Annotated in this window: 17 protein-coding genes and 4 pseudogenes; 13 read left to right on the top strand and 8 right to left on the bottom strand. The window is 60.9% G+C overall.

What is annotated here, in order from left to right; genetic code table 11:
• Nucleotides 1-13: 13 nt before the first annotated feature.
• The gene (locus tag ACTG2B_RS14310; protein ID WP_439996181.1) at nt 14-1,177 is read right to left on the bottom strand and encodes an efflux RND transporter periplasmic adaptor subunit; all 1,164 of its coding nucleotides are present in this window, start codon (nt 1,175-1,177) and stop codon (nt 14-16) included.
• Between the two features lie 157 nt (nt 1,178-1,334).
• Here ACTG2B_RS14310 and ACTG2B_RS14305 point away from each other — a divergent pair, with 157 nt between their 5' ends.
• From ACTG2B_RS14305 to ACTG2B_RS14295, 3 genes are all read left to right on the top strand, one after another.
• The gene (locus ACTG2B_RS14305; protein ID WP_058055860.1) at nt 1,335-2,063 is read left to right on the top strand and encodes a response regulator; all 729 of its coding nucleotides are present in this window, start codon (nt 1,335-1,337) and stop codon (nt 2,061-2,063) included.
• The gene (locus tag ACTG2B_RS14300) at nt 2,060-3,145 is read left to right on the top strand and encodes an ATP-binding protein (protein ID WP_439996179.1); all 1,086 of its coding nucleotides are present in this window, start codon (nt 2,060-2,062) and stop codon (nt 3,143-3,145) included. The genes ACTG2B_RS14305 and ACTG2B_RS14300 overlap by 4 nt, the downstream gene beginning before the upstream one ends.
• 426 nt (nt 3,146-3,571) lie before the next feature.
• Nucleotides 3,572-7,447, top strand: a complete 3,876-nt coding sequence (locus ACTG2B_RS14295) for an SNF2-related protein (protein ID WP_439996177.1) — start codon at nt 3,572-3,574, stop codon at nt 7,445-7,447.
• Between the two features lie 154 nt (nt 7,448-7,601).
• Here the strand turns inward: ACTG2B_RS14295 and ACTG2B_RS14290 are convergent.
• A pseudogene (locus ACTG2B_RS14290) lies at nt 7,602-8,494 on the bottom strand (DNA replication terminus site-binding protein).
• Nucleotides 8,495-9,019: 525 nt separating this feature from the next.
• Here ACTG2B_RS14290 and ACTG2B_RS14285 point away from each other — a divergent pair.
• Together ACTG2B_RS14285 and astE are read left to right on the top strand one after the other, a co-directional pair.
• Nucleotides 9,020-9,229, top strand: coding sequence for a DUF1127 domain-containing protein (locus ACTG2B_RS14285; protein WP_005337823.1), 210 nt, complete (start codon nt 9,020-9,022; stop codon nt 9,227-9,229).
• A 294-nt stretch (nt 9,230-9,523) separates the two neighbouring features.
• Nucleotides 9,524-10,549: a succinylglutamate desuccinylase gene (gene astE / locus ACTG2B_RS14280; protein WP_439996175.1), complete on the top strand. Its 1,026-nt coding sequence runs from the start codon at nt 9,524-9,526 to the stop codon at nt 10,547-10,549.
• A 159-nt stretch (nt 10,550-10,708) separates the two neighbouring features.
• Here astE and ACTG2B_RS14275 read toward each other — a convergent pair whose 3' ends face one another.
• Together ACTG2B_RS14275 and gloB are read right to left on the bottom strand one after the other, a co-directional pair.
• Entirely contained in the window at nt 10,709-12,262 is a 1,554-nt protein-coding gene (locus ACTG2B_RS14275) for a lytic transglycosylase (protein WP_005361719.1), read from the bottom strand.
• Between the two features lie 70 nt (nt 12,263-12,332).
• On the bottom strand, nt 12,333-13,097 hold the full coding sequence (gene gloB / locus ACTG2B_RS14270; RefSeq protein WP_257686648.1) for a hydroxyacylglutathione hydrolase: 765 nt from the start codon (nt 13,095-13,097) through the stop codon (nt 12,333-12,335).
• 72 nt (nt 13,098-13,169) lie between these two features.
• Here gloB and ACTG2B_RS14265 point away from each other — a divergent pair, with 72 nt between their 5' ends.
• Complete coding sequence (locus ACTG2B_RS14265) at nt 13,170-13,892, top strand: methyltransferase domain-containing protein (protein ID WP_005361718.1); 723 nt, start codon at nt 13,170-13,172, stop codon at nt 13,890-13,892.
• Here the strand turns inward: ACTG2B_RS14265 and rnhA are convergent.
• A complete protein-coding gene (gene rnhA / locus ACTG2B_RS14260) occupies nt 13,880-14,344 on the bottom strand; it encodes a ribonuclease HI (RefSeq protein WP_005337815.1) in 465 nt (154 codons plus the stop codon). The two genes, ACTG2B_RS14265 and rnhA, sit on opposite strands and share 13 nt — an antisense overlap.
• Before the next feature lie 132 nt (nt 14,345-14,476).
• Here rnhA and dnaQ point away from each other — a divergent pair, with 132 nt between their 5' ends.
• Together dnaQ and ACTG2B_RS14250 are read left to right on the top strand one after the other, a co-directional pair.
• Nucleotides 14,477-15,157, top strand: coding sequence for a DNA polymerase III subunit epsilon (dnaQ, locus tag ACTG2B_RS14255; RefSeq protein WP_439996943.1), 681 nt, complete (start codon nt 14,477-14,479; stop codon nt 15,155-15,157).
• Nucleotides 15,154-16,419 (top strand): TIGR03503 family protein, encoded by a 1,266-nt coding sequence (locus ACTG2B_RS14250; RefSeq protein WP_439996942.1) that lies wholly within the window; start codon nt 15,154-15,156, stop codon nt 16,417-16,419. Before dnaQ ends, ACTG2B_RS14250 begins: the two co-directional genes overlap by 4 nt.
• A gap of 93 nt (nt 16,420-16,512) precedes the next feature.
• On the opposite strand, the pseudogene ACTG2B_RS14245 reads toward ACTG2B_RS14250, so the two are convergent.
• Nucleotides 16,513-18,029, bottom strand: a pseudogene (locus ACTG2B_RS14245) (HD domain-containing phosphohydrolase).
• Between the two features lie 324 nt (nt 18,030-18,353).
• On the opposite strand from ACTG2B_RS14245, the pseudogene ACTG2B_RS14240 reads away from it, so the two are divergent.
• From ACTG2B_RS14240 to ACTG2B_RS14220, 5 genes and pseudogenes are all read left to right on the top strand, one after another.
• A pseudogene (locus ACTG2B_RS14240) lies at nt 18,354-19,155 on the top strand (siderophore-interacting protein).
• Nucleotides 19,156-19,330: 175 nt separating this feature from the next.
• Nucleotides 19,331-20,366 (top strand): annotated as a pseudogene (locus ACTG2B_RS14235) (FecCD family ABC transporter permease).
• Between the two features lie 7 nt (nt 20,367-20,373).
• Nucleotides 20,374-21,411: a FecCD family ABC transporter permease gene (locus tag ACTG2B_RS14230; protein ID WP_368174324.1), complete on the top strand. Its 1,038-nt coding sequence runs from the start codon at nt 20,374-20,376 to the stop codon at nt 21,409-21,411.
• Nucleotides 21,411-22,214, top strand: a complete 804-nt coding sequence (locus tag ACTG2B_RS14225; RefSeq protein WP_439996173.1) for an ABC transporter ATP-binding protein — start codon at nt 21,411-21,413, stop codon at nt 22,212-22,214. Before ACTG2B_RS14230 ends, ACTG2B_RS14225 begins: the two co-directional genes overlap by 1 nt.
• An 83-nt stretch (nt 22,215-22,297) precedes the next feature.
• The gene (locus tag ACTG2B_RS14220) at nt 22,298-23,215 is read left to right on the top strand and encodes an ABC transporter substrate-binding protein (RefSeq protein WP_439996941.1); all 918 of its coding nucleotides are present in this window, start codon (nt 22,298-22,300) and stop codon (nt 23,213-23,215) included.
• Nucleotides 23,216-23,333: 118 nt separating this feature from the next.
• Here ACTG2B_RS14220 and ACTG2B_RS14215 read toward each other — a convergent pair whose 3' ends face one another.
• Together ACTG2B_RS14215 and ACTG2B_RS14210 are read right to left on the bottom strand one after the other, a co-directional pair.
• Entirely contained in the window at nt 23,334-23,687 is a 354-nt protein-coding gene (locus ACTG2B_RS14215; protein WP_042656965.1) for a copper-binding protein, read from the bottom strand.
• Nucleotides 23,688-23,731: 44 nt separating this feature from the next.
• Nucleotides 23,732-26,860, bottom strand: coding sequence for an efflux RND transporter permease subunit (locus ACTG2B_RS14210; RefSeq protein WP_439996171.1), 3,129 nt, complete (start codon nt 26,858-26,860; stop codon nt 23,732-23,734).
• Between the last annotated feature and the right edge of the window lie 71 nt (nt 26,861-26,931).

Raw genomic sequence — 26,931 nt, 5'->3', positions numbered from 1 at the left:
ATAACTCTCCGATTCAGCGAATGCCGCTGTCAGCCGGTTGGCTGACGGCGGGTGGTTGCCAGAGGGAGGCAATGACCTGAACCCCCGGGGTCAGACGGTCGATCCCTTCGATCACCACTTGTTGCCCGGCACTGAGCCCGGACGCGATGCGGTACTGGCTATTCACCAGTTCAGCGGTGTTGACCGGAACCAGCTGTGCCTGCCTCTGGCCATCCACCACCCACACGCTGGTCTGACCCGAGGTGCGAACTACCGCTTGCTGGGGCACGGTCAGGGCGTTGGCATAGCGGGCCCGGGGAATGCGCGCCTGCACGTAGAGACCGGGCAACAGCCGCCTCTCGGGATTGTCCACCAGCACCCGCAGCAGCACGTCGCCGGTTCCGGCATCGACCTCGATACCGGAGAAGAGGATGTGCCCCTGCATGCCCAGTGGTGTGCCATTGCTGCCGAGGATCTCCACTGCCAGTTCCGGTGCCGTTGCCGTTGAGCCAGCCTGTTGGCGCAGGGATTCCAGCGCCGAGGCAGGTTGGCGCACATCGACGTAGACCTGATCAATCTGCTGGATCCGGGCCATGGGAGTGGTATCGGTGGGGGACACCAGGGCCCCTTCACTCACCAGCGCCTGATCGATACGTCCGGCGATGGGGGCCTCCACGCTGGCAAATTGCAGGTTCAGTTGGTGCCGGGCCAGAGTCGCCCTGGCCTGGGCCACATCGGCGGCCGCCTGATCCCGCTGGGAGATCGCATCGTCATAGGTCTGGCGGCTGATGGCGTCGGTGCGCAGCAGCGGCTTCAGGCGCTCAATCTGGATGCGGGCGCGGGCCAGCACGGCCTCGGCCCGTTGCAATGCGGCGGCAGCGCTGTCGACATCGGCCTTGAAGGGGGCCGGGTTTATCTGGAACAGCACGGTACCTGCGCTGATCTCGGCGCCCTGCTCGAACAGGCGGCGCTGTACGATGCCGCTGATCTGGGCGCGAATGTCAGCGCTGCGCAGTGCCGCCACCCGGGCGGGCAGATCCTCGCTGATGACAAGCTCCCGACCAGTCAGAGTCAGCACCGACACCTGAGGCAGGGCGGGGGCCTCCTGCTCTTGCGGCGCGACATCGCAACCCGCCAACCCGAATGCGGCAATGACGGCGAGCAGGGCGCCCGCATACCGCTGTTTGACAAACATCATCCACTCACCTCGTTAAACCGTCTCTCCGGTGTGATGTGACCGGAGAGTGCATCGAGCGGCCATTATGGCGAGGGGCTATTGCGAATGATTCGAGGCTTTGTGGAGAATCCATGGAGGCGATGATAAAGTTCAACGCCACCTTTTTTCGAGTCCGACTATGTCCCATCTCAATGCTCCCGCCAGCCCGGCGGGCCAGTCACTGGTACTGATTGCAGAGGATGAAGCCGAGATCGCCGACATCCTCGCCGCTTACCTGCAACGTCATGGCTTGCGCTCCCTGCACGCCGCCGATGGCCGTGAAGCGCTGGCCATGCATCAGGCATTCAAACCCGATCTCCTGCTGCTGGATGTGCAGATGCCGCAACTGGATGGCTGGCAGGTGCTCAGCGAGATCCGGGCGCGCGGCGATACGCCGGTGATCATGCTGACCGCCCTCGATCAGGATCTCGACAAGCTGATGGGGCTGCGCATGGGGGCGGATGACTATGTGGTCAAACCCTTCAATCCGGCCGAAGTGGTGGCGCGAGTGCAGGCCGTGCTCAGGCGCACCCGGGCCGTAAAGCCTGCCACGGCGAACGTGTTGCGGGTCGGTCAGTTTCAGATCGATCTGGAGAGCCACGAGGCCAGCATTTTCCGCGATGACCAGCAGCAGGTGCTGGAGCTGACCCTGACCGAGTTCAAGTTGCTCGCCTCTTTGATGCGGGCGCCGAAACGGGCGTTCAGTCGCGCCGAACTGCTGACTCACTGCTTGCCGGAGGGGGATACCCAGGAGCGTACGGTGGATAGCCACATCAGCAAGTTGCGCAAAAAACTGGAGACACACGGCATTCAGGGGGTCCCCGCCAGTGTCTGGGGGGTTGGCTATCGCTTCGGGGGCGATGCATGAAATCGGCGCCCGGCCTTCGCAGGCAGATCATCCGCTCTCTGGGCTTGATGACGCTTGGCATCATCTCCCTCGCGGTGATCGGCACCTATGTGTTTTATGGCATCGCCGTGGCGTTTGTGCCGGGCAGCATCTCCGAGACCTGGGTGCCCTCCAGAGTCGAGATGTTATGGATCGGCTCCACCATTCTCATTGCATTGGGGATGGCGCTGTACGTGGCGGTGCGCCTCTCTCGCCGCATCCTGACACCCCTCAACTCGGTGGCAACCAGCCTGCGCGAGGTGGCCGAGGGCAAACTCGATGCCCGCGTGCCGGAGGATGAGCAGGCGATCGGGGAGACGGCGCAACTGGTGCGCGACTTCAACGCCATGGCCGAGCGGCTGCAGAGCATGACCCGCGAGCGGGAGTTCTGGAATGCCGCCATCGCCCACGAGTTGCGTACTCCCGTCACCATTTTGCGCGGCCGTTTGCAGGGGCTGGCCGAAGGGGTATTTCCTCCCAGCAGCGAACTCTTCGAGGGGTTGCTGCGTCAGGTGGAGGGGCTCAATCACCTGATCGAGGATTTGCGGGTATTGAGCCTCAACGACAGCGGCCATCTGGAGTTGCAGCGGACCGAGGTCAGGCTGGCCGACGAGCTTGCCGTGGTGCTTGAGGCATTTGCCAGCCCTCTGGCGGCGAGCGGATTTGTGTTGCAGCGGGAGCTGGATAGCGAACTTCATGTTTGCTGCGATCTGTTTCGTATCCGTCAGGCTCTGATGGCTCTGTTGGAAAATGTCCAGAAGCACGCGCTGCCGGGCCTGCTGACCGTGCGGCTGCATCGCTCGGAGAGTGTGTGCGTCCTGAGTGTGGAAGATGAGGGGCCAGGCATCAGCGAGGAGATCGCCGTCTGTATCTTCGATGCGTTTCGTCGCGGAGATCCGTCACGCTCGCGCAAGAGCGGCGGCAGCGGACTCGGACTCGCCGTGGTCAAGGCGATTGCAGAGGCGCACGGCGGCAGCGCGGTTTGCCAATCGACCGGACGGGGAGGGAGCCGATTCGTGCTCTCCTGGCCCATCTCGGCCATGTCCGGTGGCCCTGAAACCTAGCCTGCGGGCGGCAGGTTCTGATGAAGCTATACAGCTGCCCGCACAGGGGCGTTCGACAAGCGACCGTTATAGGGTTTTCTACCGCTTGTGCCGGGTGAGCAGGAGGGGTTTGGACATGGCTCATTTGGCGCGAAATCATGGTCTTTTGCCGCTAAAAATTGAAACCGTTTTCAGAAATCCTTTTCAACTGTGATCCGCTTCAAAGCTTTTTCGGGCGCCAACCTCTAGCATTGGCTCCACGAATTAGGGGCTAGCGCTCCCGATTTTCCCGCTGTGGGAGGTAACCGGATGATCCGGCTATTTCCTTCGTTACTTTCGACGGTCATCATGGATGGCCGTTTTTTTTTGAGTTATTTCACGGTAAAGGGTCGAGCCGCTGGCGCTTTACCGTTAAAATTCCGCTTTTGCACTTGCCCGTGAGTCTTGATGTCTGCGTCCACCCTCTCTTCGGATAGTTATGCCCTGCTCGCCACCCTGCAATTGCAGCGCGTTGCCAGTACCCGTTTGCTGCAAGAACAACTGGCGATAGGCCATGCCCTGATCGATAAACTGACCCGACTGCAGGATGCGGGGCTGGTCAGATTGCGCGGGGAGCAGCAGTGGAGCCTGACCGCCGAGGGAACGCTGGCGCTGATCCTGGGGGTGCGTGCCGGTCTCTGCCCGGCGCCGGACTGGAGCCGGGTGCCCTCATTGACCGGGCAGGATCTTACCCATGCGGTGGTGCGCGAGCTCTGCCGCGGCAAGGCGGGGGAGATCCCGACCTATTTCTCGGCCAGCGATCTGCTGACCCTGCTCGATACCCCGGACGCTCACCAGTTGCTGGCGGGCTCCAGCCCCGCCTGGCAGCAAATGTTGCTGGAGCACTTCTCGCTGCAACTCTTGCTCGATGCCCCCTATGAAGAGCGCTGGCCGCTGGCCAATGCGCTGGTGCGCTGCGCCCCCGAGGTGCAGGCACGGGCCAAAGCGTTCGAGGCGGAGTGGCGCTGGCTCTGCGGGGATGGCGAGAGCACATCGCCAACCGGCGAGGACAAGGATGCCGCCCCCGGCTGGCCAGCCCTGCAGGCGCTGGCCCAGCAGAGCCAGAGCGGCCCGCTTGGCGAGCGACTGCTCACCGCGCTGGGCCAGTGGCAGGGAACCGATGAGGGTGAAGCGGGCCAGTGGCCCCGTTCATTCAGCGCCCTGCTCTGGCTTGGCTGGTTGCAGCAGGCCGATCCCGTCATCGCCAGCGAACAGCGCAAGAAGTGGCAGCGCAGTCTGACTGGCCAGTTCCCCCTGCTTGCCGACCTGCTCAGCCAGTGGGCGGGCGATCGCCACGGTCAGGCGGTCGGCCTGTTCGATACCCTGCAGCTGCCGGTGGAGGAGCTCCACTGGGGCTACCTCTGGCTCGATCTCTGCGCGCTGGCCCGTCACGGTGCCCAGAGTCCGCAGGTGGCCATGCTGCACAAGTGGGATCTCACCCATTTGCTCGATGCCGAACCCCATCATCGCCTGATGGCATTTTGTCAGGATCTGCTGCGTATCTTGTTGGGCGAGGCGGCCAAAGGGGCGCCCTTGTGCCAGCTGCGCGGCAGTGAGGAGAGTGCGCAAGAGGGCAGTGACGAGCAGGATGATGACGGGGACGAGGATAAAACCGCGGCCTCTGCCAGCTGGCTCAACTGGTTGCAGGGGCTGGGACGCGCCAGTGGCGTACGCAAGCCGCAGGAGCGGTTGGTGTGGCTGCTCCATGCCGATGGCCCCGAGCTGGAGTGCAAGATCCAGAAACTGAGCACCAAGGGGGAGTGGACCGCCGGTCGCCGGGTCGATCCGGCCCTGCTCTCTACCCAGTATGCCGCCATGCTCGATGAGCACGACTGGGCACTGGTTCGCACCCTGCCACGGGTGATGGGACGACTGCCGCGGGATGTCTGGGCGCCGCTGGCCGATCACCCCCGTTTGTTCAACGCCAAGGGGCAGAAGCTGCAACTGGCCATCAGCGCCCCCCTGCTGCAGGTGGTGGCCACCGAGCAGGGGATGAGCGCGCAGCTCTGCCCCGATGCGGCCGCCCGCGGGGCCCATATCATGCCGCTGGCGCAGGATCTGTGGCAGCTCATCCTCACCCCGCAGCCGCTGCTCGACCGCTTGCCAGCGCTCGAATCCATCCCGCTGCTGCCCGCCGAGGGGCTGGCCGAGCTGCAACGCACCCTGGACGCCATTCCCGAGCTGCCCTGGCACAGTCAGGTTGCGGGGCTTAGCGGCAACGCCGAACTGGCTCCCTGGCCGGGCATTCCTTCGGTGCAACTGGATTGGCAGGATGGTCAGCTGTCGGTCAAGCTGGTGACCCGCTTTGAGGATCTGCCGCCCCAGCCCCTTGGCAAGGGGGAGGCGATCGTGCGGCAGGGGATCAAGGCGTACCACTACTGGCAGCGGGATCTCGCGGCCGAGAAGGGGCAGGCCCAGTTGCTGCGCAATCAATTGCCCATCGGCCTGCCCGGCAGCGAGTGGCTGCTACAGGGGGAACAGGCGCTGGCGCTGGTCAATGCCCTGCCCGAGCTGGTGGATGCCGGCGTGGTCATTCACTGGCATCAGGACAGCGCTCGCCTCAAGAGCCTCGATGAAGCGGCTCTGAGCCTGCGCATCGAGCGGCGGCAGGACTGGTTCCAGGTCGAAGGGGCACTGGCGCTCGATGAGCACCAGATCCTCGATCTGCGCCTGATTTTGCGCCAGATGACCCCGGGGCAGCGCACCGTTCAGCTCGACGAGAAGACCAGCCTGATGCTGAGCGACAAGCTGGTGGAGCGGCTCACCATGCTGGGGGCCATGCTCGATGAAGAGCAGCGAATCAACAACAAACTGGCCTATCCGCTCACTCGCCTGCTCTCGGTCATTACCACCGAAGGGGATGCGGCGTGGCAATCCCTGCAGCAGGAGTGGCAGCAGGAGGTCGAGTGCCCGGACGAGCTGCTTACCTCCCTGCGGGACTATCAGAAAGAGGGGGTGCGCTGGATGGCGACCCTGGCCCATCACGGTTTTGGTGCCTGTCTGGCCGATGACATGGGTCTGGGCAAGACGTTGCAGGCGCTTATCGTGTTGCGGATGCGCCAGCATCTTGGCCCAGCGCTGGTGGTGGTGCCCAAGTCAGTGGTCACCAACTGGCAGGAGGAGGTGACCCGTTTCGCCCCCGAACTGGATGTGGTTGTGTTCGAGAACCCGGCCGAGCGGGAGGGGATGATTCGCGAGGCCAAGGCCGGTCAGGTGATCCTCATCAACTACGGCATGCTTGGCAGCCTGGCGGAGGCGCTCAAGTCCCGCCGATGGTCCAGCATGGTGCTCGATGAGGCGCAGCAGATCAAAAACGCCGGTACCCAGCGCGCCAAGCTGTTGTTCCAGCTCGACGGCGATTTTCGCCTCGCCCTCTCCGGCACTCCTATCGAGAACCATCTGGGGGAGCTGTGGAGCCTCTTTACCTTTATCAACCCGGGGCTGCTCGGCAGCCTTGGCGAGTTCAAGCGTCGCTTTGGCAAGGCGGTCAAGGATCCCCAGCACATGGCGCTGCTGCGGGCGGTGATCAGCCCCTTTATCCTGCGTCGTCTCAAGCAGCAGGTGCTGACCGAGCTGCCGGACAAGACCGAGATCATTCACCACATCAGCCTCTCCCCCGAAGAGCGCCAGCTCTACGAGGCGACCCGGCGGGAAGTGGTGCAGCAGGTGCAAAGCGCCGATGGTCGCGCCCTGATGCATGTGCTGAGTGGCCTGACCCGGCTGCGCCGTCTCTGCTGCTCACCGGAGCTGGTGATGCCCGAGTGGTCGCAAACCAGCAGCAAGCTGGACGAGGCGATGGCCCTGCTGGAAGAGGCGATCGACGGTGGTCATCGGGTGCTGGTGTTCAGCCAGTTTGTCGATCTGCTGAGCCTGCTGCGGGCCCGCATCGAGCAGAAGTCCTGGGACTACTGCTATCTGGATGGGGGCTGCTCCGCCAAGTCCCGTCAGGACTCCATCCTGCGTTTTCGTCATGAGGAGGTGCCGCTGTTCCTCATCAGCCTCAAGGCGGGGGGGACCGGCCTCAACCTCACCCAGGCCGATACCGTGCTGCACCTCGATCCCTGGTGGAACCCGGCGGTGGAAGATCAGGCGAGCGATCGGGCGCACCGGATGGGCCAGACCCAGCCGGTGACAGTGTACCGGCTGGTGTGCGAGCAGACGGTGGAGGAGAAGATCGTCGCTCTGCACGACGAGAAGCGGGCGCTGGCCGATGGCCTGCTGAGTGGCCAGTCCGAGGTGCGCGGGCTGGATGTGGAGAGCCTGCGGGCCCTGCTGATGGGCTGATTGGCGACGCCACCTTTCATACCGCCTATCGAGACAGAAAAGGGGAGAGCATCCAGAGATGTTCTCCCTTTTCTCGTTTGGGACGCAGATGCGGGATACTCGTTTATCGCGACAAGGCGGCGCAGTTATCCCGGACCAGCTATCCCTGATCCAGTCATCCCTGATAGAGATAGAGGTGCAGCCGTTCGATGATGGGTTCGCCGCCAATCTTGCGATCCCGCCGCGCCTGTCGGCTCTTGGGGGGATAGTTGCCCAGATGGGTGACTGCAGGCGGGGTATCCGAGCAGAGCAGCAGAGGCAGGCTCGCCTTGATCTGCTGCTTGCGCGGGGTGCGCTCCAGCCAGAGCAGATTGATCATCGGGTGGGTCTTGACCGGGCGGCGGATCCGCAGCTCTGCATCGGCCGGCAGACGGCGAATGTCGTACACCTCCTGATCCACCATCTTGCTCCACTCCTCGTTGTTGGAGAGGGCCGGTATGTAGCGGCGGCTGCGCTCCAGCATCTCAAGCACCTGCTCGCGACTGAGGCGATTGATGGTCTGCTTGTCAGCCCAGGTAAAGCCAAGGGATTGCAGCTCTCCCGCCAGCAGGGTCAGTTTGCGGTAGACCTGCAGGGTGATCACCCCGGGCAGGGCGGTATGTACCAGCTCGAACTTCTCGTCCCGTCCCCCGCCTGCTGCACCAGCGCCTTGAAATCGAGCTTGTGCTGGTTGATTTGGTCGATCAGCGGTTGCAGCAAGGGGGCTGCGGCGGCAGGAAAGCGCAACCAGCCGGGCAGCCGATGAGTCGCCTTGGTGGAGCAGCCGGGACGGGCGCTGTGGTCCCGATAGGCGGCGAGGGTGGCCGCCAGCGCGGCTTCACCGTTGAGATAGCCCACCTCAATTTGCTCGATCGGGTCGTGCTCTTCCCCCTGTGCAACCGGGGGGAGAGGATAGACATGAGCCTCCTGCAGCTCGAGTTGGCCAAGCAGATCGGCCAGCTGGTTGAGAGAGGCTTCAATGGCGGCCATCTGTTGACGCAGGGCGGCGGTCGGGGTAAAGGTATCCATCGATGATCCTGTGGTCTGACCCGCTGTTGACGACATCAGGTATGACATCGCTGCGGGTAGCAAAACTACTGTATAAATAAACATACCAGCATGCTGTTAGAGTGCCAAGAGGCACTTTGAGTAGGGGGCAATGTGCGCCTCAGAATGGGGATGCGGTGCTGGTTTTATTTATGTTTCATTGTGTTAAATAAAGATCGTCACAAGATCATTAAATTAACAATTTCGTGTAACTCCGCTGTTGCCAGCTGTTCACACCTTGTCCATCCCTGCATATGTAAAGCAGTAAAATGCATATATAGATGGGTGCCATGCAGCACAATATGCTGTGCGACTCTGCTGGCCAACTGTTAAAATAATTTTTTGTTTAAAATCAAAGCGTTAAAATTAAATCCTGCCGTTTTTAGACATTAGATTTACTAATGTAACGTATCAAAATTCGTCAATTGAGTCGGTCTGACTCCCTGACTAAGCTTTGCGCATCAAATAAAGCCCAGTGCGTAAACAAATATTCAGAGGAGCCACATCATGGCCAACATGACTTATACCGAAACCGGTTACCAGCATTCCAGCCAATTGAATCTGGTTGCTCGCGTTAAAATGACCGTTCTGACCTGGCTGGAGCGCAGCCGCAGCCGTCGCCAGCTCTCCGAGCTGCCCGAGTACCTGCTCAAAGACATCGGCCTGAACGAAGCTGACCGTTATCAAGAGACCACCAAGCCGTTCTGGCGTGGTTGATCTACCTGGCATGGATGCCTTGTTTTTCTGCTGAGTCGTTTGCTGTTCTGCCCCTGTGGGGACCAGCCGCCAGGTCTGTCATTGTCTGTTTTATCCTCCCCCCGTTTTTCCCCGTTATTTATTGATCCTTTTTCCTTTCATATTTATTCCATATCGCTACCGTCATTGCTGTCATCGTTCGATTGTTATCACACTTGTATCGTTAATGTTTGAATTTGTTTAAAAAATGATTTTAAGCCGCGATGCCTTGCGTATAATCCGGCCATAGTATTCCAGAGCGAGAGGGTGAGACTGATGATTCCCCAGCACGATTTTTTGGCCTTGACCCGCAGCCATGAGTGGCAGCTTGAGCCCTTTGAATTTGCCCTGCCCGATGGTGCGCGGGTCAGCGTCTGGGATACGGGCGTGCTCTGTCTGGAGCCTGCCAGTGGCGCGGGCGGCCAGCCGGGAGGGCGCAAGGATATCGTCCTCTCCTGCGGTATCCACGGCAACGAGACCGCTCCCATCGAGATCTGCAACCAGCTGCTGAGTCGTCTGCTCTCAGGCGAGCTGAGCGCCCGCCATCGGGTGCTGTTCATGTTTGGCAATCCGGCGGCGATGAATCTGGGGCTGCGGGAGGTGGAGGAGAACATGAACCGGCTCTTCTCCGGAGCACACAGCAAGGGGGAGGGGCTCTGCAATCGGGAGCGGATCCGCGCCATGCGCCTCGAGCAGTATGTGAGCCGCTTCTTTGCCGATCAGGCTCGTCCCCGCTACCACTACGACCTGCACACCGCCATTCGCGGTTCGCGCCACGAGAAGTTCGCCGTCTACCCCTTTCCCCACGAGCGGCCCCACTGCCGCGAGCAGGTGCAGTTCCTCGGCGCCTGCGGGGTGCGTACTATTCTGCTCTCCGCCAGCCCGACCACGACCTTCAGCTACTACAGCTCCCGCCAGCATGGTGCCCACGCCTTTACGGTGGAGTTGGGCAAGGTGCGCCCGTTTGGCGAGAACGATATGACCCGCTTTATCGAAACCCGCCAAGCGCTGCAGGAGCTGGTCACTCAGGATGAGGTGGCGCTGGAGCCGTGGCGGGCGGATGATTTCACCCTGTTTGCCATCGATCGGGTGATCACCAAAAAATCGGCGGACTTTCGCTTCCTGTTCGCCAGCGATGTGGACAACTTCACCGAATTTCCGCAAGGGTTCGTGCTGGCCGAGGATGGTGAGCTGCGTTACACCGTCGAGAAGCCGCGTGAGGCGGTGGTCTTCCCCAATGCCAACGTGGCGATCGGTCAGCGCACCGTGCTGATGGTGGTGCCGACAAGGCTCTGGGAATAGCGGTGATAGTTTGCCTGCAGAGCGGTGATGCATCCGCAGGTGGCGTCAAGCCATTGTTTTAGTCGGCGGCTCAGACACAGCAGCGGTTAGCCGCAGTAATAAAAAACGGGGCCAGTCAGATGACTGGCCCCGTTTTTTATCGGGTTCAAGCGGTGAGGCTTAGCTGTTGTTCTTCACAAACAGGGTCAGCTCCTGACCGGGCTTGAGGTAATCCCCTTTGTCCAGCTGGTTCCAGCGCATCACATCGTTGATGGCCACCTGGAAGCGAGCCGCGATGGAGGAGATGGAGTCGCCACGGCGAACCTGATACACCATCGATTTGTCGCTCTTCTTCCCTTGCTTGGGATAGACCACCAGCTTCATGCCTGGCTTGAGCGCCGACTTGGCATTCAGACCATTCCACTTGGCGAGCTCTTCGTGGGAGACGCCGTGTGCCTGGCTGATGCTCCACAGGTTGTCACCCGAGCGCACCTTGTAACTGACCTTGGCCTTCTGGCTGCTGCCACGGCTTGCCAGCTGTTGCGGTTTGCTGGCGGAGCTGGCCTTGCTGCTGACCTGACCGTGGGTCGGGATCACCAGTTGCTGACCGCGACGCAGGTTGTTGCTGCGCAGATTGTTGGCCAGCTTCAGCTCGTTCACGCTGACGCCATGATTCTGGGCGATGCGCGACAGGGTATCGCCACTGGTGACCTGATAGGAGCGGGTACGAATACGCTCGCTCTTGGGCAGATCGGCCAGTGCCAGCTCCAGGGTATCGGCATACTCTACCGGTACCAGCAGGCGGTAAGGGCCACGGGGTGACATCACACCACGGCTCAGGGCCGGATTGACCTCCTTGAGCTGTGAGGTGCGCAGACCTGCCAGTTGGGCGGCCACGTTCAGATCGATCTGGCTGCCGGTCTCCACCACTCGCAGCTTCGGCTCGTTGGCGAGCACCGGCAACTGGATATTGTACTTGTCCGCATTGCTGATCATGTCAGCCATGGCGAGGATCTTGGGCACATACATCCGGGTTTCGCGGGGCAGATCGAGCGACCAGTAGTCGGTCGGTTTGCCTGCGCGCTGGTTACGCTGTATGGCGTTGCGCACCCGTCCTTCCCCGGCATTGTAGGCGGCCAGCGTCTGCAGCCAGTCACCGTCAAAGAAGCGGTTCAGGTACTCCAGATAGTCGAGCGCCGCATTGGTGGAGGCCAGCACATCGCGCCGTCCGTCATACCAGTTGTCGTGGCGCAGACCGAAGTTTCTGCCTGTCGCTGGCACAAACTGCCAGAGTCCGACGGCATTGCTGCGGGATCGGGCATGAGGATCAAACATGCTCTCGATCATCGGGACAGTAATAAGCTCCATTGGCAGCTCACGCCGTTCAATCTCCTCTACCATCAGATAGAGGTAGGGTTCAGCCCGGCTGGCAATGGTCGCCAGATGCTTATCATTGCGCAACAGCCACTCACGTTGCTGGCGGATGCGCGGGTTGTCCGGAGTTTCCAGTTGCATATCATCGCTGATACGCACCCACAGATTGTCCGTATCTTCCATTTCGTCCAGCTGTTCATCGCCAAACAGGAAATGGGAAGAGTGTTTTTTATGCGCTTTTTTCTTGACCTGGGGGGACTTGATCGGCTCGATTGCCGTTAGCGCCCGGTCATCCTGATGGCTCAGGTTTTGGCAGCCGCTGAGCAACAGCGCTGCCAATAAGGCCGTTCGTACCTTCATCTCGTTCCGGTCATTTTTAGGAAAAACAGCTCGCATCATAAGGGGCAATGGCCCCCTGATCAAGGTTTGTTCAAAAAACGTCCTTCCACTGACGCAGGATGGTGAAGGTATCTACCGGATTTTCCACGCATTTTAGCCCATGCTTTTCAGCAGAAAATTTCACTGAATCCTGTTCGCATCGCAGAAAAATGTTGAAAGTGCGTTCGTCACCCAGCCGGGTTGGCAGGCTTGGCAGCCCTTGTTGCCGCAGTTTGCTGATCAGCCCGATCTGGCGGCGGATCGCCGGGTTGTCCGGCTCGACCGCATAGGCAAAACGCAGGTTGGAGAGGGTGTACTCGTGGGCACAATAAATGAGGGTCTCATCGGGCAGGGCGGCGAGTCGTTGCAGCGAGTGGTACATCTGCTCCGGCGTCCCTTCAAACAGGCGGCCACAACCGGCCGAGAAGAGGGTATCGCCACAAAACAGCATGCCGTTGCCGTGGTAGGCGATGTGGCCGCGAGTGTGCCCGGGCACATGGATCACCTCGAGGGCGAGGCCGTGCCAGTTGATCTGATCGCCATCTTCCAGCCACTGACCGTGGTGATCCGGCATCGGGTCAAGTTTGGGGCCATAGAGCCGGGCGTGGGGGAAGTGGGCAAGCAGGTCGGTGACGCCCCCGACATGGTCGTGATGGTGATGGGTCAGCAGGATGGCATCGAGCACCAACTCCAATGCCTCGAGCCGCTCCAGCACGGGGGCGGCATCGCCCGGATCGACCACCAGACAGTGATTTTCGTGGCGGATCAACCAGATGTAGTTGTCATTAAAGGCTGGAACTGTGATCACTGGATACATGAGTCTGCTTCTCTTTAGGGAGGGTATCTTATATAACAGGATGGCGTTCGAAACCCCGAGTTGAGCCCTATTATGCAGGTGGCACGTACCGAACAACAAATCGAGATCCCGACCAGCTGGTCTGCATTGCCTATGGGGGACTGGGTGGCGGCCGAGATCCAGGATCGGCTCGACAACTGGTGTCCCAATCTGTTTGGGTATCATCTGCTGAAAATTGGTGCTCTGAGCGCCGAACTCTCCTGCAAACGCTCCTCCATTCGTCACCAGATCGGGGTCGCCCCCGGCGGGCGGCTGCTCGACATGTATGGCGATCCCCTCGATCTGCCGGTACGGACCGGCAGCGTCGATGCCTGCCTGCTGGCTCACTGCCTCGATTTCTCTGCCGATCCTCATCAGGTGTTGCGCGAAGCCGAAAGAGTGTTGACCGACGATGGCTGGCTGATCATCAGTGGCTATAACCCCATGAGTCTGGTCGGGATCGGTCACTGTGTGCCGTTCTTGCGGCGCAGAATGCCCTGGTCGGCACGGATGTTCACCCCGGGGCGGGTGACGGACTGGCTGCATCTGCTGGGATGTGAGGTGATGTTCGACGAGCGTTTCGGTTACTCGTTTATGGGTAAACAGAGCTGGCACAGTTGGTGGCGGGAGAGTATCGGGCGGGATTATTGCAGGGCATTTGCATCGGTATACGTGATTGCGGCCCGTAAACGGCGCTTTCCACTGATCCCGGTGCGGCGCCGCTGGCAGCTGCCAAAGTCCCTCGCCACACCGGGAATGGCCCGTCAGGGCTGGTAGCCGGTATCTTCGGCCAGATCCTTGCCACAGGCTGCATCTCTGGCCAGCTCGTCGCACCGTTCGTTCTCCGGATGGCCGGAGTGACCCTTCACCCAGAGCCACTCAATCTGGTGGCGACCCACTTCCGCATCCAGCTCCTTCCAGAGATCGACGTTCTTGACCGGTTGCCGGTTGGCGGTCATCCACCCTTTCTTCTTCCAGCCGATGATCCACTGGGTGATCCCCTGGCGGACATACTGGCTGTCGGTGGTGAGGCGTACCTTGCACGGTTCGTTGAGGGTGCGCAGCCCCATGATGGCGGCCATCAGCTCCATCCGGTTATTGGTGGTCAACTTGAATCCGGCGGAAATCTCTTTGCGGTGCTTGCCGTAGACCATCACGGCCCCGTAACCACCCGGGCCCGGATTGCCGAGGCAGGAGCCGTCGGTATAGACATCAATCTGTTTTAACATGAGCAATCAATCTGTTTTAACATGAGGCTTGGGGTAAACTAGCGAGTAAGTAAAGCCGAAGTTTGACATAGATTGGATCATGAACACACCCCACTGAATCGCCAGATCATTCTGGATACTGAAACCACAGGTATGAATACGGCGGGTGGCCCTGTCTATCTGGGGCACCGCATTATCGAAATCGGCTGTGTGGAGGTGATCAACCGCAAGCTGACCGGTAACCACTATCACGTCTATATCAAGCCTGATCGTCTGGTCGACCCGGAAGCGATCCAGGTGCACGGTATTACCGACGAGTTCCTGCGTGACAAACCGTCGTTCAGCCAGATCGCTGACGAGTTCCTCGACTTCATCCGCGGCGCCGAACTGATCGCCCACAACGCGCCGTTTGACGTGAGCTTCATGGACTACGAGTTCAGCAAGCTCGGACTCAACTTCAAGACGGCGGATATCTGCACCATCACAGATACCCTGGCGATGGCGCGGGATCTCTTCCCCGGCAAGCGCAACAACCTGGATGTGCTGTGCGATCGTTACGGTATCGACAACTCCCACCGTACCCTGCACGGGGCTCTGCTCGATGCGGAGATCCTGGCTGACGTCTACCTGCTGATGACCGGCGGCCAGACCAAACTCAATCTGGCTACCGAGAGCAACGAAAACGAAAGCAATCAGGACACCAGCATTCGCCGGTTGGAGAGCAACCGACCCGCCCTCAAGGTGGTGCGTGCCACTGCCGAGGTTCAGGCCCTGCACGAAGCGAGACTGGATCTGGTACAGAAAAAGGGAGGAAGTTGTCTGTGGCGGCAATGAGCAAGTGGTGTGCCGGTCTGCTGTTGTTGCTCTCGCTGGGGGCGGCGGCGACCGAGGTATTTGCCCCTTCCGATATTCCGCTGCTGGATAACCGCTTTCGCATCGATTACGGCGTGAAGGAGATCACCTTCATTATCAAGCGCAAGCCGGGCACCCCGTCCGTGATCCTGGTTCGCCCCGATGGCAGCAAGCTTTACGTGGGCAAGGTCAAACCTGCCGATGTGGGTTGGCTGGCGCTGCCGGAGCATGATCTCATTACCCTGCGCAATCCCATGCCGGGCCCCTGGCAGGCGATTGGCGAGGTGGATCCCGATAACCGGGTGCGCATTCTCTCCGATATCCGGCTCGATATCGCCGCCCTGCCGATGCAGCTCTATCAGGGGGAGGTGGTCAAGCTCAAGGCGTGGTTGCTGATCAATGGTCAGCCGCCGAAAGATAAATACTATCTCTCTGACCTTGGCATGACCGTCAAGCTGCAATCGTTCAACGATGCCGATAAGAAAGAGGTCGTGCTGGATCAAGTACTTGGCCACTATCGCGATGATGGCAAGGGGCTAGATGAGGTGCCGGGCGATGGCATCATGACGGCGGAAGTGACGCTTCAGGATATTCCCGGTGGCAAGTACCGCGCCATGTTCAGCACGGGCAATCAGGTGTTTGTCCGTGCCCGTTATCAGGATGTTCTGCTTTACCCCTATCCGTTCAGCTATAACTTGTCGCCGCCTTCGGATGAGCTGGGTGCCAAGCTCTCACTGCTAATCGACCGTGATGAGCTGGATCCCGCCTCCGTGGTGATCAAGGGGAGTGTGACCAGCAATGTGGGCGGCCTCTACGAGTTCAGCGAGACCGCCAGCGACCCCAAGCTTGATATCGATCTCTCCAACATCAAGGAGGTCGGTCAGCATGAGGTGAAAGCAACCCTCTATGGCACCACTCGCCTCGGCCGTGAGCTGAAAATCGAGTTGCCGGTGAAAACCTTCAATGTATTCCCGCCACCGCCGCCTCCTGTAGAGGTGGTGTCGGCCGCCGCACCGGCCTCCAGTGCCGAGGCGACCCATGAAGCTCCGGCAGAGGAGGAAATGGGCTGGCTGGTCTGGGCATTGGCGGGCGGTGGTGTGCTGCTGGCGGTATTGGGTGGGGTCGGGTTCGTGGTGATACAAAAACGGCGTGCCCTGAAGCGTGCTCTGGCCGCTGCGCAGGCCGAGAATCAGCAAGCCGGACAACCTGCTGCCAAGCTGGATCTCAATCTGCCAGAGCAGTAACCCTCGTACTGAAGTGGCGTGATGCCAGAGATAAAAAACCGCCCTGATAAGCAGGGCGGTTTTTTTGAGTTCATAAACAGAACAAGCTGGCTATCAGTGTTCGCCGATATAGACATCCTTGTTCTGCTCGCGGATCTCGAGGAACTTGTCCAGATTGGCCATCATCAGCTCGACCAGCTGGGGGTCGAAATGCTGCCCCTTCTCCTCTTCAATCAGGGCCAGCACCTTGTCCAGCGGCCACGCCTTCTTGTAGCAGCGATCCGAACCCAGGGCATCGAACACGTCAGCCAGCGCCACAATTCGCCCCTCCAGCGGAATATCCGTCCCTTTCAGACCGCGGGGATAGCCACTGCCATTCCACTTCTCATGGTGATTGCCAGCGATGGTGGCACCAATCTGAAACAACGCCAGATCGCTGCCGGAGAGCATATCCTGCCCGAGCTGGGCGTGGGTTTTCATGATCTCCCACTCCTCCGGTGTCAGCTTGCCCGGCTTGTGCAAGATGGCATCGGGAATTCCCACCTTGCCAATGTCATGGAGCGGCGAGGCGCGTTTCACCAGCTCGCTCTGCTCTTCGCTCATACCCATCAGGTGGCAGAATTGTTCGGTATAGAGCGCGACCCGTTTGACGTGCAGTCCTGACTCTTTTGAACGGGTTTCGACCAGTTCGCCGATGCGATAGATGATCTCCCGCTGGTTGTCGGCGATCACCTCATTGAGCCGGATATTCTCCAGCGCCACTATGATGTTTTCAGTAAACAGGGTCAGCAGACTGGTATCGATCTGGCTGAGCTGGCGGGTGGTCTCGATGTGGAACAGCAGGTGGTGGCGCGGATTCTGGCAGTAGAGCACCATCTGGGTGGCGTTATAGACATTGCTGCGCTTGCTCATAGCCTGGCGCAGGATCTCCGGCGCTTCTGTGAGGAGCATGGCGGGATGGCCGGGGAGCAGGGGCTCCAATACTTGATCCTTCACCTCATAGGCGTATTGCTTGACGTCGTATATCTGGGTTTCCCCAGATGGAGCAGGGCGCTGAGCTGCTCCTGAGCGCCTTCGACAAACTGGCGCAACGCCCGTTTCTCAAAGATCCCCTTGGAGGCTTCGATGACTTTTTCCAGCCCCTGACGGTTACTCTCCAGGGTGCGGATATCCCGATAGGATCGCAGGCTGGCCCGCAGCAGGGTGCGCAGCTTCTGGGAGGTGAGCTCGGTTTTATCCTTGTAGTCGTTGATGTCGTAGTTGGTGACCACGTCATCTTCCGGCGCCTGGCCGGGTTGGCCGGTACGCAACACGATGCGTACCATCTTGTTTTGCAGATCTTCACGGACGTATTTGACGACATCGAGGCCGGCGTGGTCGACCTCCATCACCACGTCCAGCAGCAACAGAGCAACGTCCGGGGTGGTGGCCAGCAACTCTTTGGCCTGTGCCGCGGAATAGGCATGCAGAAAATCGATGGGGCGATTGTCAAACTCGAATTTGTTCAAGGTGATCTTGGTGATGCGATGCACTTCAGGCTCATCGTCAACAATCATCACCTTCCAGCCCGCTTGCTGTGCGTCGGGGAGGGAGAGATCGTCATCATCAATAATCAGGATCTGGTCATCCATCATACAATCCTGTTTGGCATCCTGTGCTTACATTAACTGCTTCACTAAGGATAGGAAACTTATTGGGAAATAAAATTTGATCTCGAAAAACTATGGTCGAAATAAGCAAATGGAACCCTTTGTAACTGTGGCGTTGTCCGGCTGCTTTCTTTGCCCAATCATGGAGCTAGCGTGCATAAAGCCTATTTCTGGATTGGGGTGTGTACGCCAGTGGTTGGGGATGTTTGAATCCAGTTTGTAGCTATTAGACGAGAAATAATCTTATTTGATAGTAATTCCTATTTGCGTGTAGCATGGGCGACACATTCAACGAGGAGCCTCATTGTGTCCCCATCTCTGCCTCCCAATCGTCCCCGTCTGCTGACTGTCAAAGCCATTACCCAGATCACCCCCCATTTGCGTCGCATCACCTTTGGTGGCAGCGAACTGGCTGACTATCCCTTTACCTGCGGTGGGGCCCATATCAAGGTGATGCTGGCCCAGCCCCATCAGGTAGAGCCGGTGCTGCCTGCCATGACCCCGAGCGGCCCGCGCTGGAGTGACCCGGCTGACAAGCCGGTGATCCGCACCTACACCATCCGCGCGTTTCGCCGTGATGAGCAGGAAATTGATATCGACTTCGTGCTGCACGGTGACGGCGGGCCCGCCAGCGCCTTTGCTACCCATGCCAAGCCGGGAGAGAAGGTGATCCTCTCCGGGCCGGGTGGTCCCAACCCCATGCTGCAACCGGCCGATCACTACTGTCTGGTAGGGGATCTCACCGCCTTGCCCGCCATCATGGCGATGTGTGAGGTGATGCCTGCCGAGGCCAGAGGGGAAATTGCGATTCTGGTGCCGGATCAGGCCGATGCTCAGCCGTTGACGCTGCCGGTCGGGGTGCGCTGTCACTGGTTTGTCGGTGAGCCAGTCCAGCGGCCTGCTGGAGCATGTGATTGCTCTGCCGCTGGTGCGCGATGGTGGCTTCTTCTGGCTGGGTGGGGAAGAGGCGCTGGTGCTGCCGCTGCGCCGCCATTTTCGTTCCGTGCTCGAGGTGGATCGTCAGTCGCTCTACGCCGTGCCGTACTGGCGCCGGGGCAAGAGTGAAGAGGCCTATCACCAGACCCGTCACGATGTGATGGATAATTAAGCGGATGCGAAAGAATACCTGATTCACGCTTGCAAATAAAAATGATTTGCATTTAGTATTGCGCCGTCTGGGTATTCGTCCGGGCGGCGTTTTTATTTCCGTTGACACAAGAGTGCCCTGTTTTCACGTCGGTTTGGCTGCATGTTGTCAGACCCAACGCAAGGAGTCGTAAAGGGTGGTTAAGTACCAGACCCCTCTGTTCTGGCTGGCATTGTTCCTTCTCTGCACGCTGTTTTGCCTCTCGCTCGCCACCGGTGCGGGTGTTCGCCACCGGTGCGGGTGTTTATGGTGCCCGCGAGGTGTTCGGCTACCTTATGGATTACGCGCCTTGGGCGAGTGACGAGAAGCTCGCCATGGTGCTCAATACCTTGCGACTGCCGCGCACCCTCTGCGCCATGGTGGTCGGCGCCTCTTTATCTCTGGCTGCCTCCTTGTTGCAGAGCGCGACCCGCAACCCACTGGCGGAGCCCGGCCTGCTCGGGGTCAACGCCGGGGCCGTCTTTGCGCTGGTTGTGGGGCTCACCTGGTTCGGGGTGGAGTCTGCCTATGGCTATCTGCTCTGGGCTGGCCTCGGCGCGCTGCTCGGCAACGTTATTGTGCTGGGACTCGGCATGATGATTGGCCGCTCCAATCCGCTGAAGCTCATTCTGGTCGGGGTGGCGCTCTCCGCCACCTTCGGCGGTCTCTCCAGCTTTTTGCTGCTCTCCAACAAGATGGTGCTGGAGCAGTACCGCTTCTGGAACCTCGGCTCCCTGTCGGCGGCCAATCTCGATGCCATCATTGCCGTGCTGCCCTTCGTGCTGGCGGCGTTTGTCATCACCTTGCTGCTCTGTCGCCAGCTGACCCTGATGCAGATGGGGGACAGTCAGGCCCAGGCGCTGGGGATCCGCCCCAACCGGGTGCGAATTGGCGTGCTGTTGGCCGCCACCCTGTTTACCGCCAGTGCCATCGCCATCGCCGGCCCCATCGGCTTTGTCGGCTTTCTGGCCGCCTACTGTGGCCGACTGGTAGAGCCGGTGAAACTGTCGGTGCAGGTCTGTTTCTCCGCCCTGTTTGGCATGCTGTTTCTGCTGTTGGCCGACATTCTGGCGCGCTGGCTGATCCAGCCGTTCGAGCTGCCCAACGGGGTCATTCTGGCCCTGATCGGGGCACCTGTGCTGATCGCCATTGTCCACCGCGGGGGCTTTCGTACCCTGCTGACCGTCAAGTGAGGGGCTGATGCGCACACCTACCGATATGCTCTGCCTGCGGGCTGGCAACCGCTCTTTGCTGATCCATCTGCCGAGTTGGCGCTGGTTGGCTCTGCTGGCCATGGCGCTGCTGGCGCTTGCGCTGCTGGCCTTGAGTGTTGGCGGCGGCAAGCTCGGCTTTGCCGGGGTGGTCAACACCCTGCTGGGGGAGGGGACGCGGCTTGAGCAGCTTACCTTGTTCAAGATCCGGCTGCCGCGCATCCTTGGGGTGGTGGTGGCGGGGGCCGCCATGGGGCTCTCCGGCTGTCTGGTGCAGACTCTGGTTCGCAACCGGCTGGCTACCCCCGACATGGTGGGGGTCAACAACGGCGCCTCTCTGGCCATCATCGTCTTCTCCCTCTACCTGACGGTAGGCAGCTGGCCCTGGTGGGCTGCCCCCATCGGCGCTATCTTCGCGGCGCTGGTGCTCTATGCCCTCTGCCGCAAACCGGGTGAGCAGGGCTATCTGTTCGTGGTGATCGGCATCGGCCTCTCCGAGCTGTTCGAGGCGCTCGGCCAGTTTGTGATGTCCACTCAGGCCCTGCTGCACCTGAGCTCCCTCTATCTGTGGAATATGGGCAGCTTTATCGCCGTGGGTTACAGCACCATCACCCCTATCGCCATTCTGTTGCTGTTGCTCTGCCCGTGGATCGTCTATCTCTCCCGCGAGCTGGCGGTGCTGCGCTTTGGTCCCGAGATGGCCAGAGGGCTTGGCGTCAACGGCGATCGGGTACAACTGGGCATTCTGGCCCAGGCCATTCTGGTGGCGGCGCTCGGCACCGCCATCGGCGGCCCCGTGGTCTTTATCGCCATGGCGGCCCCCATTCTTGCCTCCTGGCTGGTGAAAGACCGAGTGGTGCCGCTCTGGCTGGCGGCACTCAGCGGCGCCTTGCTGCTGCTTGCCAGCGATACCTTGGTCCGGGTGCTGGCCAGCCCTCACGAGGTGGCGACCGGCATCATGACCCGCATTCTCGGCGGCCTGTTGCTGCTGTTTCTTCTCGTTAACGATCGCCAGAGGGCTGACTGATGACGCTCACCGTAAATCGCCTCCACTTCGCCTATCAGCAGACCCCCATTTTGCGGGACATCTCTTTCAGCGTGCCGAGAGGCAAGCTGGTGGGGATCGTCGGCCCCAACGGCTGCGGCAAATCGACCCTGCTCAAGCTGCTATCCGGCCAGATGAAAGCCCAACGCGGCGAGATCCTGCTCAAGGGCAAGCCGCTCGCCAGCTACCCCATGAAGGGGCTGGCGCGGGAGCTCGCCTATCTGCCCCAGCGGCCGACCCTGCCTGCCGGCATTCTGGTGGAGCAGTTGGTGCAGTATGGCCGCCACCCTCATCAGGGTTGGTTCAATCAGTGGGGTGAGGAGGATGCCCGCATGGTGCGTATTGCCTGCGAGCGAATGCAGCTTGAGGGGATCTGGCAGCAGAGCGCTGCGTCCCTCTCCGGCGGGCAGGCACAGCGGGCCTGGCTGGCGATGATCCTGGCACAGGACAGCGACATGGTGCTGCTCGACGAGCCCACCAGTGCCCTCGATATCGGTCACCAGACCGAGGTGATGGAGGCGATCCATCGCATCACCGCCGAGGGCAAAACCGTGCTGCTGGTGATCCACGATCTGGCGATGGCGGCCCGCTACTGTGACGAGTTGATCGCCATCGGCGAGGGGACCATTGCCGCCATGGGCCCGGCCCGGGAGGTGGTGACCAAGGATCTAATCGACCGGCTCTACCAGACCAGTATCGACATTCTGCATGCCCCCGGCGACGGGGCGCCCATTATCGTGCCCCGTCGCCACGAACATGGCCGCACCCTGCGTTCGGCGAGTTGAGTCATATGGGCCTGCTCTGCGGGCCCGCCGAGTGTATTCACGCGGCCGATTATCCGGGCCGTGCAACGAGAAGGAGTGAGATGATGAAGCGTTTTGCCGCTCTGGCAGCAGCCATCCTGATGTTGGCCGCGCCGCTGGTTCAGGCGCAGGAGATGCGTGAAGTGACCGATGCGTTTGGCCAGAAGGTGCAGGTGCCAGCCCAGCCAATGCGGGTGGTGGTACTGAGCGAGCTCGAACTCGACAGCACCCTGACCCTGGGGCTGACCCCCATCGGCGCCGTCAATGGCCGTGGTCAACCCACCTTGCCCCGCTATTTGCTGAACAAGGCGGGCATGGGTATCCAGGTGATCGGCGATCTCGACAGCCCCAATCTGGAGTCGCTGATTGCGCTGGAGCCTGACCTTATCCTGATAGGCCAGACCCGTCCAGAGCTGCTGACCTTGCTGGGGGAGATCGCGCCGACCGTGGTGACCAGCAAGTGGGGTGAGCCGTGGCAGGATAGCTTCCGCCGCACCGCTCACACCCTCAACCGCGACCAGCAAGGGGATACTTTTTTGCTGCAGTATGCCGAGCGGTTGACTCAGGCCCGCAGCAAGCTGACCAAGCATCAGGGGGAGAGCATCAGCATAGTGCGCTGGAACCCCAAGGGGCCGAGCTTTATGTATCAGGGCACCTTTGCCAGCAGCGTAGTGGAGTCGATGGGGCTGGTACGCCCAAGCAAGCAGCAGGGTACTGGCGCACCCCACTCACCGGCGCTGAGTCTGGAGTCCCTCAACCTGCTGGATGCAGACTGGCTGGTAGTCGGTACCCTGAGCGCCAGCGGTGATGCGGTGGATGCCATGCGTCAGGCGGAGCAGACTCCAGCGTTCCAGCAACTGCCGGTGATCAAGGCCAAGCGCTTTGGCGCCGTGGACGGGTCGCTCTGGACCTCCAGCGGCGGCCCGCAGGCGGCCCTCAAGGTGATCGAGGATGTGGAGCAGTTGCTGGCAACCCGCAGCTGAGTGCTATCGCGTGCCAGAGGTTGACCGCATGAACAGGTTGACCAAAGAAGAGGGAGGCTGATGCCTCCCTCTTGCGTTGTCACTGTCTATCGTGACCTTTTCGGCGAGCCAGAGCCGTTTATTGCGGCTGGATGGCTGTCACTGTGAGCTTGCCGCTCTGGCTTTCGGCATGAAAGTGGATGGCATCCCCCACCTTGAGCCCTTTGAGCTGTGCCGGATCTGCCACTCGAAAGACCATGGTCATGGCGGGCATCTTGAGATTCTCGATCGCCTCGTGCTTGATGCCGACCTTGCCGCTCCCCTCATCGAGGCGGGTAATGACCCCCTTGGTCATCACCATTGCGGCCTGTTCGCTCATCTCACCCGTCTGGCTCATCTCGTGCCCTTCATGGTGCATCATCTCTTCGGCCTGCAGGTTGGTCTGGGTGGCAAGGCCAAGCAGCAGGGTCAGGGTCAGCGTTTTGTAGTTCATGATGGTTTCCTTATCGCTCAGTCAATATGGATCGTGAAATCGGGTTATTCAGATTGCGGGTTCACGCCCTTGCCAAGGCTGCGACTGCGCCACAGGTAGTAGGCCGCTGGCAGCACCAACAGGGTCAGTACCAGCGCGCTCACCATGCCGCCGATCATAGGGGCGGCGATGCGCTGCATCACTTCGGATCCGGTACCGTGGCTCCACATGATGGGCAAGAGGCCGGCGATGATAGTCACCACCGTCATCATCTTGGGACGCAGGCGCAGGGCGGCGCCGTGGATCACCGCCCGGTGCAGACCCGCCTTGTCCGGCTTGCCGCTGGCAACGAGATCGTCCCAGGCGTGGTTGAGGTAGACCAGCATCAAGACGCCGGTTTCCACCGCCACCCCCGCCAGAGCGATAAAGCCCACTCCGACCGCCACCGAGAGGTTGAAATCGAGCAGCCAGAGGGTCCAGATCCCGCCCACCACTGCCAGCGGCAAGGTAGTGAGAATGAGCAGCACCTCCTGGAAGCGGCGAAACGCCAGATAGAGCAGCAGCACGATAATGGCGACCGTGAGCGGCACCACGTAGGCGAGGCGCGCCTTGGCCCGCTCCATGTATTCGAATTGACCGGACCAGGTGAGGGCGTAGCCCGCCGGCAGCACCAGCTGCTTGTCCACTTGTGCTTTGGCTTCATCGACGAAGGAGCCGATGTCGCGGCCGCGAATATCGACGTAGACCCAGCCGTTGAGGCGCGCGTTTTCACTGCGCAGCATGGGCGCCTCGTCGCTGATGTAGACCCGCGCCACATCCGCCAGCGCGATGCGCGCACCGCTCGGAGTCACCAGCGGCAGCAGCTCGAGGCTCGCCACCGAATCGCGATAGCTCTGGGGATAGCGCAGGTTGATGGGGTAGCGCTCGCGCCCCTCGATGGTCTGGCCCACCTCCATGCCGCCCACCGCGGTGGCGAGTACCGCCTGTACGTCGGCGATGTTGAGGCCGTAACGGGCCGCTTTGAGCCGGTCGATATCCACCTTGACGTAGCGGCCACCCGCCACCCGCTCGGCGTAGACCGATGAGGCGCCCTCCACCTTGCCAACGATCTGTTCGAGCTGTTGGCCGAGTTGCTGGATCACCTTGAGATCCGGCCCCGCTATCTTGATGCCGACCGGGGTCTTGATACCGGTGGCCAGCATGTCGATGCGGGTCTTGATGGGGGGCACCCAGGCGTTGGTGAGGCCGGGGAAGCGAATTAGGGAGTCGAGCTCCTCTTTGAGCTTCTCCGGGGTCATGCCGGGGCGCCACTGATCGCGGGGTTTGAGCTGGATGCTGGTCTCCATCATCACCAGATCGGCGGGGTCTGTGGCGGTCTCGGCGCGGCCCGCCTTGCCGAACACGTTTTGCACCTCGGGCACGGTACGAATGAGCTTGTCGGTCTGCTGCAAAATCTCCCGCGCCTTGCCCACCGAGATATTGGCCGCTGTGGTGGGCATATACATGATGTCCCCCTCATCGAGCGGCGGTATGAACTCGGAGCCGAGGTACTTGAGCGGCCAGAAGCCCGCCACCGTCACCACGGCGGCGATGGCCAGGGTGGTTTTCGGGCGGGCCAAGACGGCCTTGAGCAGCGGCACATATGCCTGGCTTAAGCCACGGTTCAGCGGGTTGGCCTGCTCCGCCAGCACCTTGCCACGGATGAAGTAACCCATGATCACCGGCACCAGCGTGATGGCGAGCCCGGCCGCGGCGGCCATGGCGTAGGTCTTGGTGTAGGCGAGGGGGTGGAACATCCGCCCCTCCTGCGCCTCCAGCGCGAACACCGGCAGGAAGCTGATGGTGATGATCAGCAGGGAGAAGAAAATGGCGGGCCCCACCTCTATGCTCGCCTCGGTGATGATGCGCCAGCGGTTCTTGTCGGTGAGCGCCTCCCGCTCCATGTGTTTGTGGACGTTCTCGATCATCACGATGGCACCGTCCACCATGGCGCCGATGGCGATGGCGATGCCGCCCAGCGACATGATGTTGGCGTTGATCCCCTGCAGGTGCATGACGATAAAGGCGGTCAGGATGGCGATGGGCAAGGATATGACCACCACCAGGGATGAGCGCAGGTGGAACAGGAAGGCGAGGCAGACCAGCACCACCACCGCGAACTCCTCCACCAGCTTGCCGGAGAGGTTGTCGATGGCGCGCTGGATAAGGTCGGAGCGATCGTAGACGGTGACGATCTCTACTCCTTCCGGCAGGCTGCTCTTCAGCTGGGCGAGCCGCGCCTTGACCCCGTCGATGGTGTGCTGGGCATTCTCGCCATAGCGCATGACGATGATGCCGCCCACAACTTCCCCTTCGCCGTTGAGCTCGGCCAGACCGCGCCGGCTCTGGGGGCCGGTGACTACATCCGCCACGTCACCCAACAGCAGCGGGGCACCGCGCACATTGGTGCCGAGCGGGATCTGCTTCAGATCCTCGACGCTTTTCAGATAGCCGTTGGAGCGCACCATGTACTCCGCTTCCGCCATCTCGATGACGGAGGCGCCGGTCTCCTGATTGCCCTGCTTGATGGCGGTCTCGATAAGGGAGAGCGGGATGCCGTAGGCGCGCAGTTTGTCCGGATCGACCCGCACCTGATACTGGCGCACCATGCCGCCCACGGTGGCGACTTCGGAGACCCCCTCCACCGTCTGCAACTCGTACTTGAGGAACCAGTTTTGCAGCGAGGTGAGCTGGCTGAGGTCGTGCTTGCCGGTTCTGTCCACCAGCGCGTACTGGTAGACCCAGCCCACCCCGGTGGCATCAGGGCCTAGCTGGGGGCGGGCGGAGGCGGGCAGGTTGGGGGCGACCTGACTCAAATACTCCAGTACCCGGGCGCGGGCCCAGTAGAGATCGGTGTTGTCGTCAAACAGCACATAGACAAAGGAGTCGCCGAAGAAGGAGTAGCCGCGCACCGTGGTGGCCCCCGGCACCGCCAGCATGGCGGTGGTGAGCGGGTAGGTGACCTGATCCTCTACCACCTGCGGTGCCTGGCCCGGGTAGGAGGTCTTGATGATCACCTGCACGTCGGAGAGATCCGGCAGGGCGTCCACCGGGGTCTGTTTGACCGACCAGAGCCCCCAGGCGGTGAGCATGAGGGTCAACAGCAGCACCAGAAAGCGGTTGCCTACTGACCAGCGAATAATCGACGGGATCATGATTGAACTCCTTTCTCACCAAGTAGAGAGAGCGGAGAACGGTTGCCTGCTAGGCAGCGAATGATGGAAGG

This window comes from Aeromonas sp. 30P, from assembly GCF_051919805.1.
Classification (GTDB): domain Bacteria; phylum Pseudomonadota; class Gammaproteobacteria; order Enterobacterales; family Aeromonadaceae; genus Aeromonas; species Aeromonas veronii.
The sequence above is the reverse complement of the archived record's forward strand: the minus strand, read 5'-3'. Positions and strand labels throughout refer to the sequence as shown.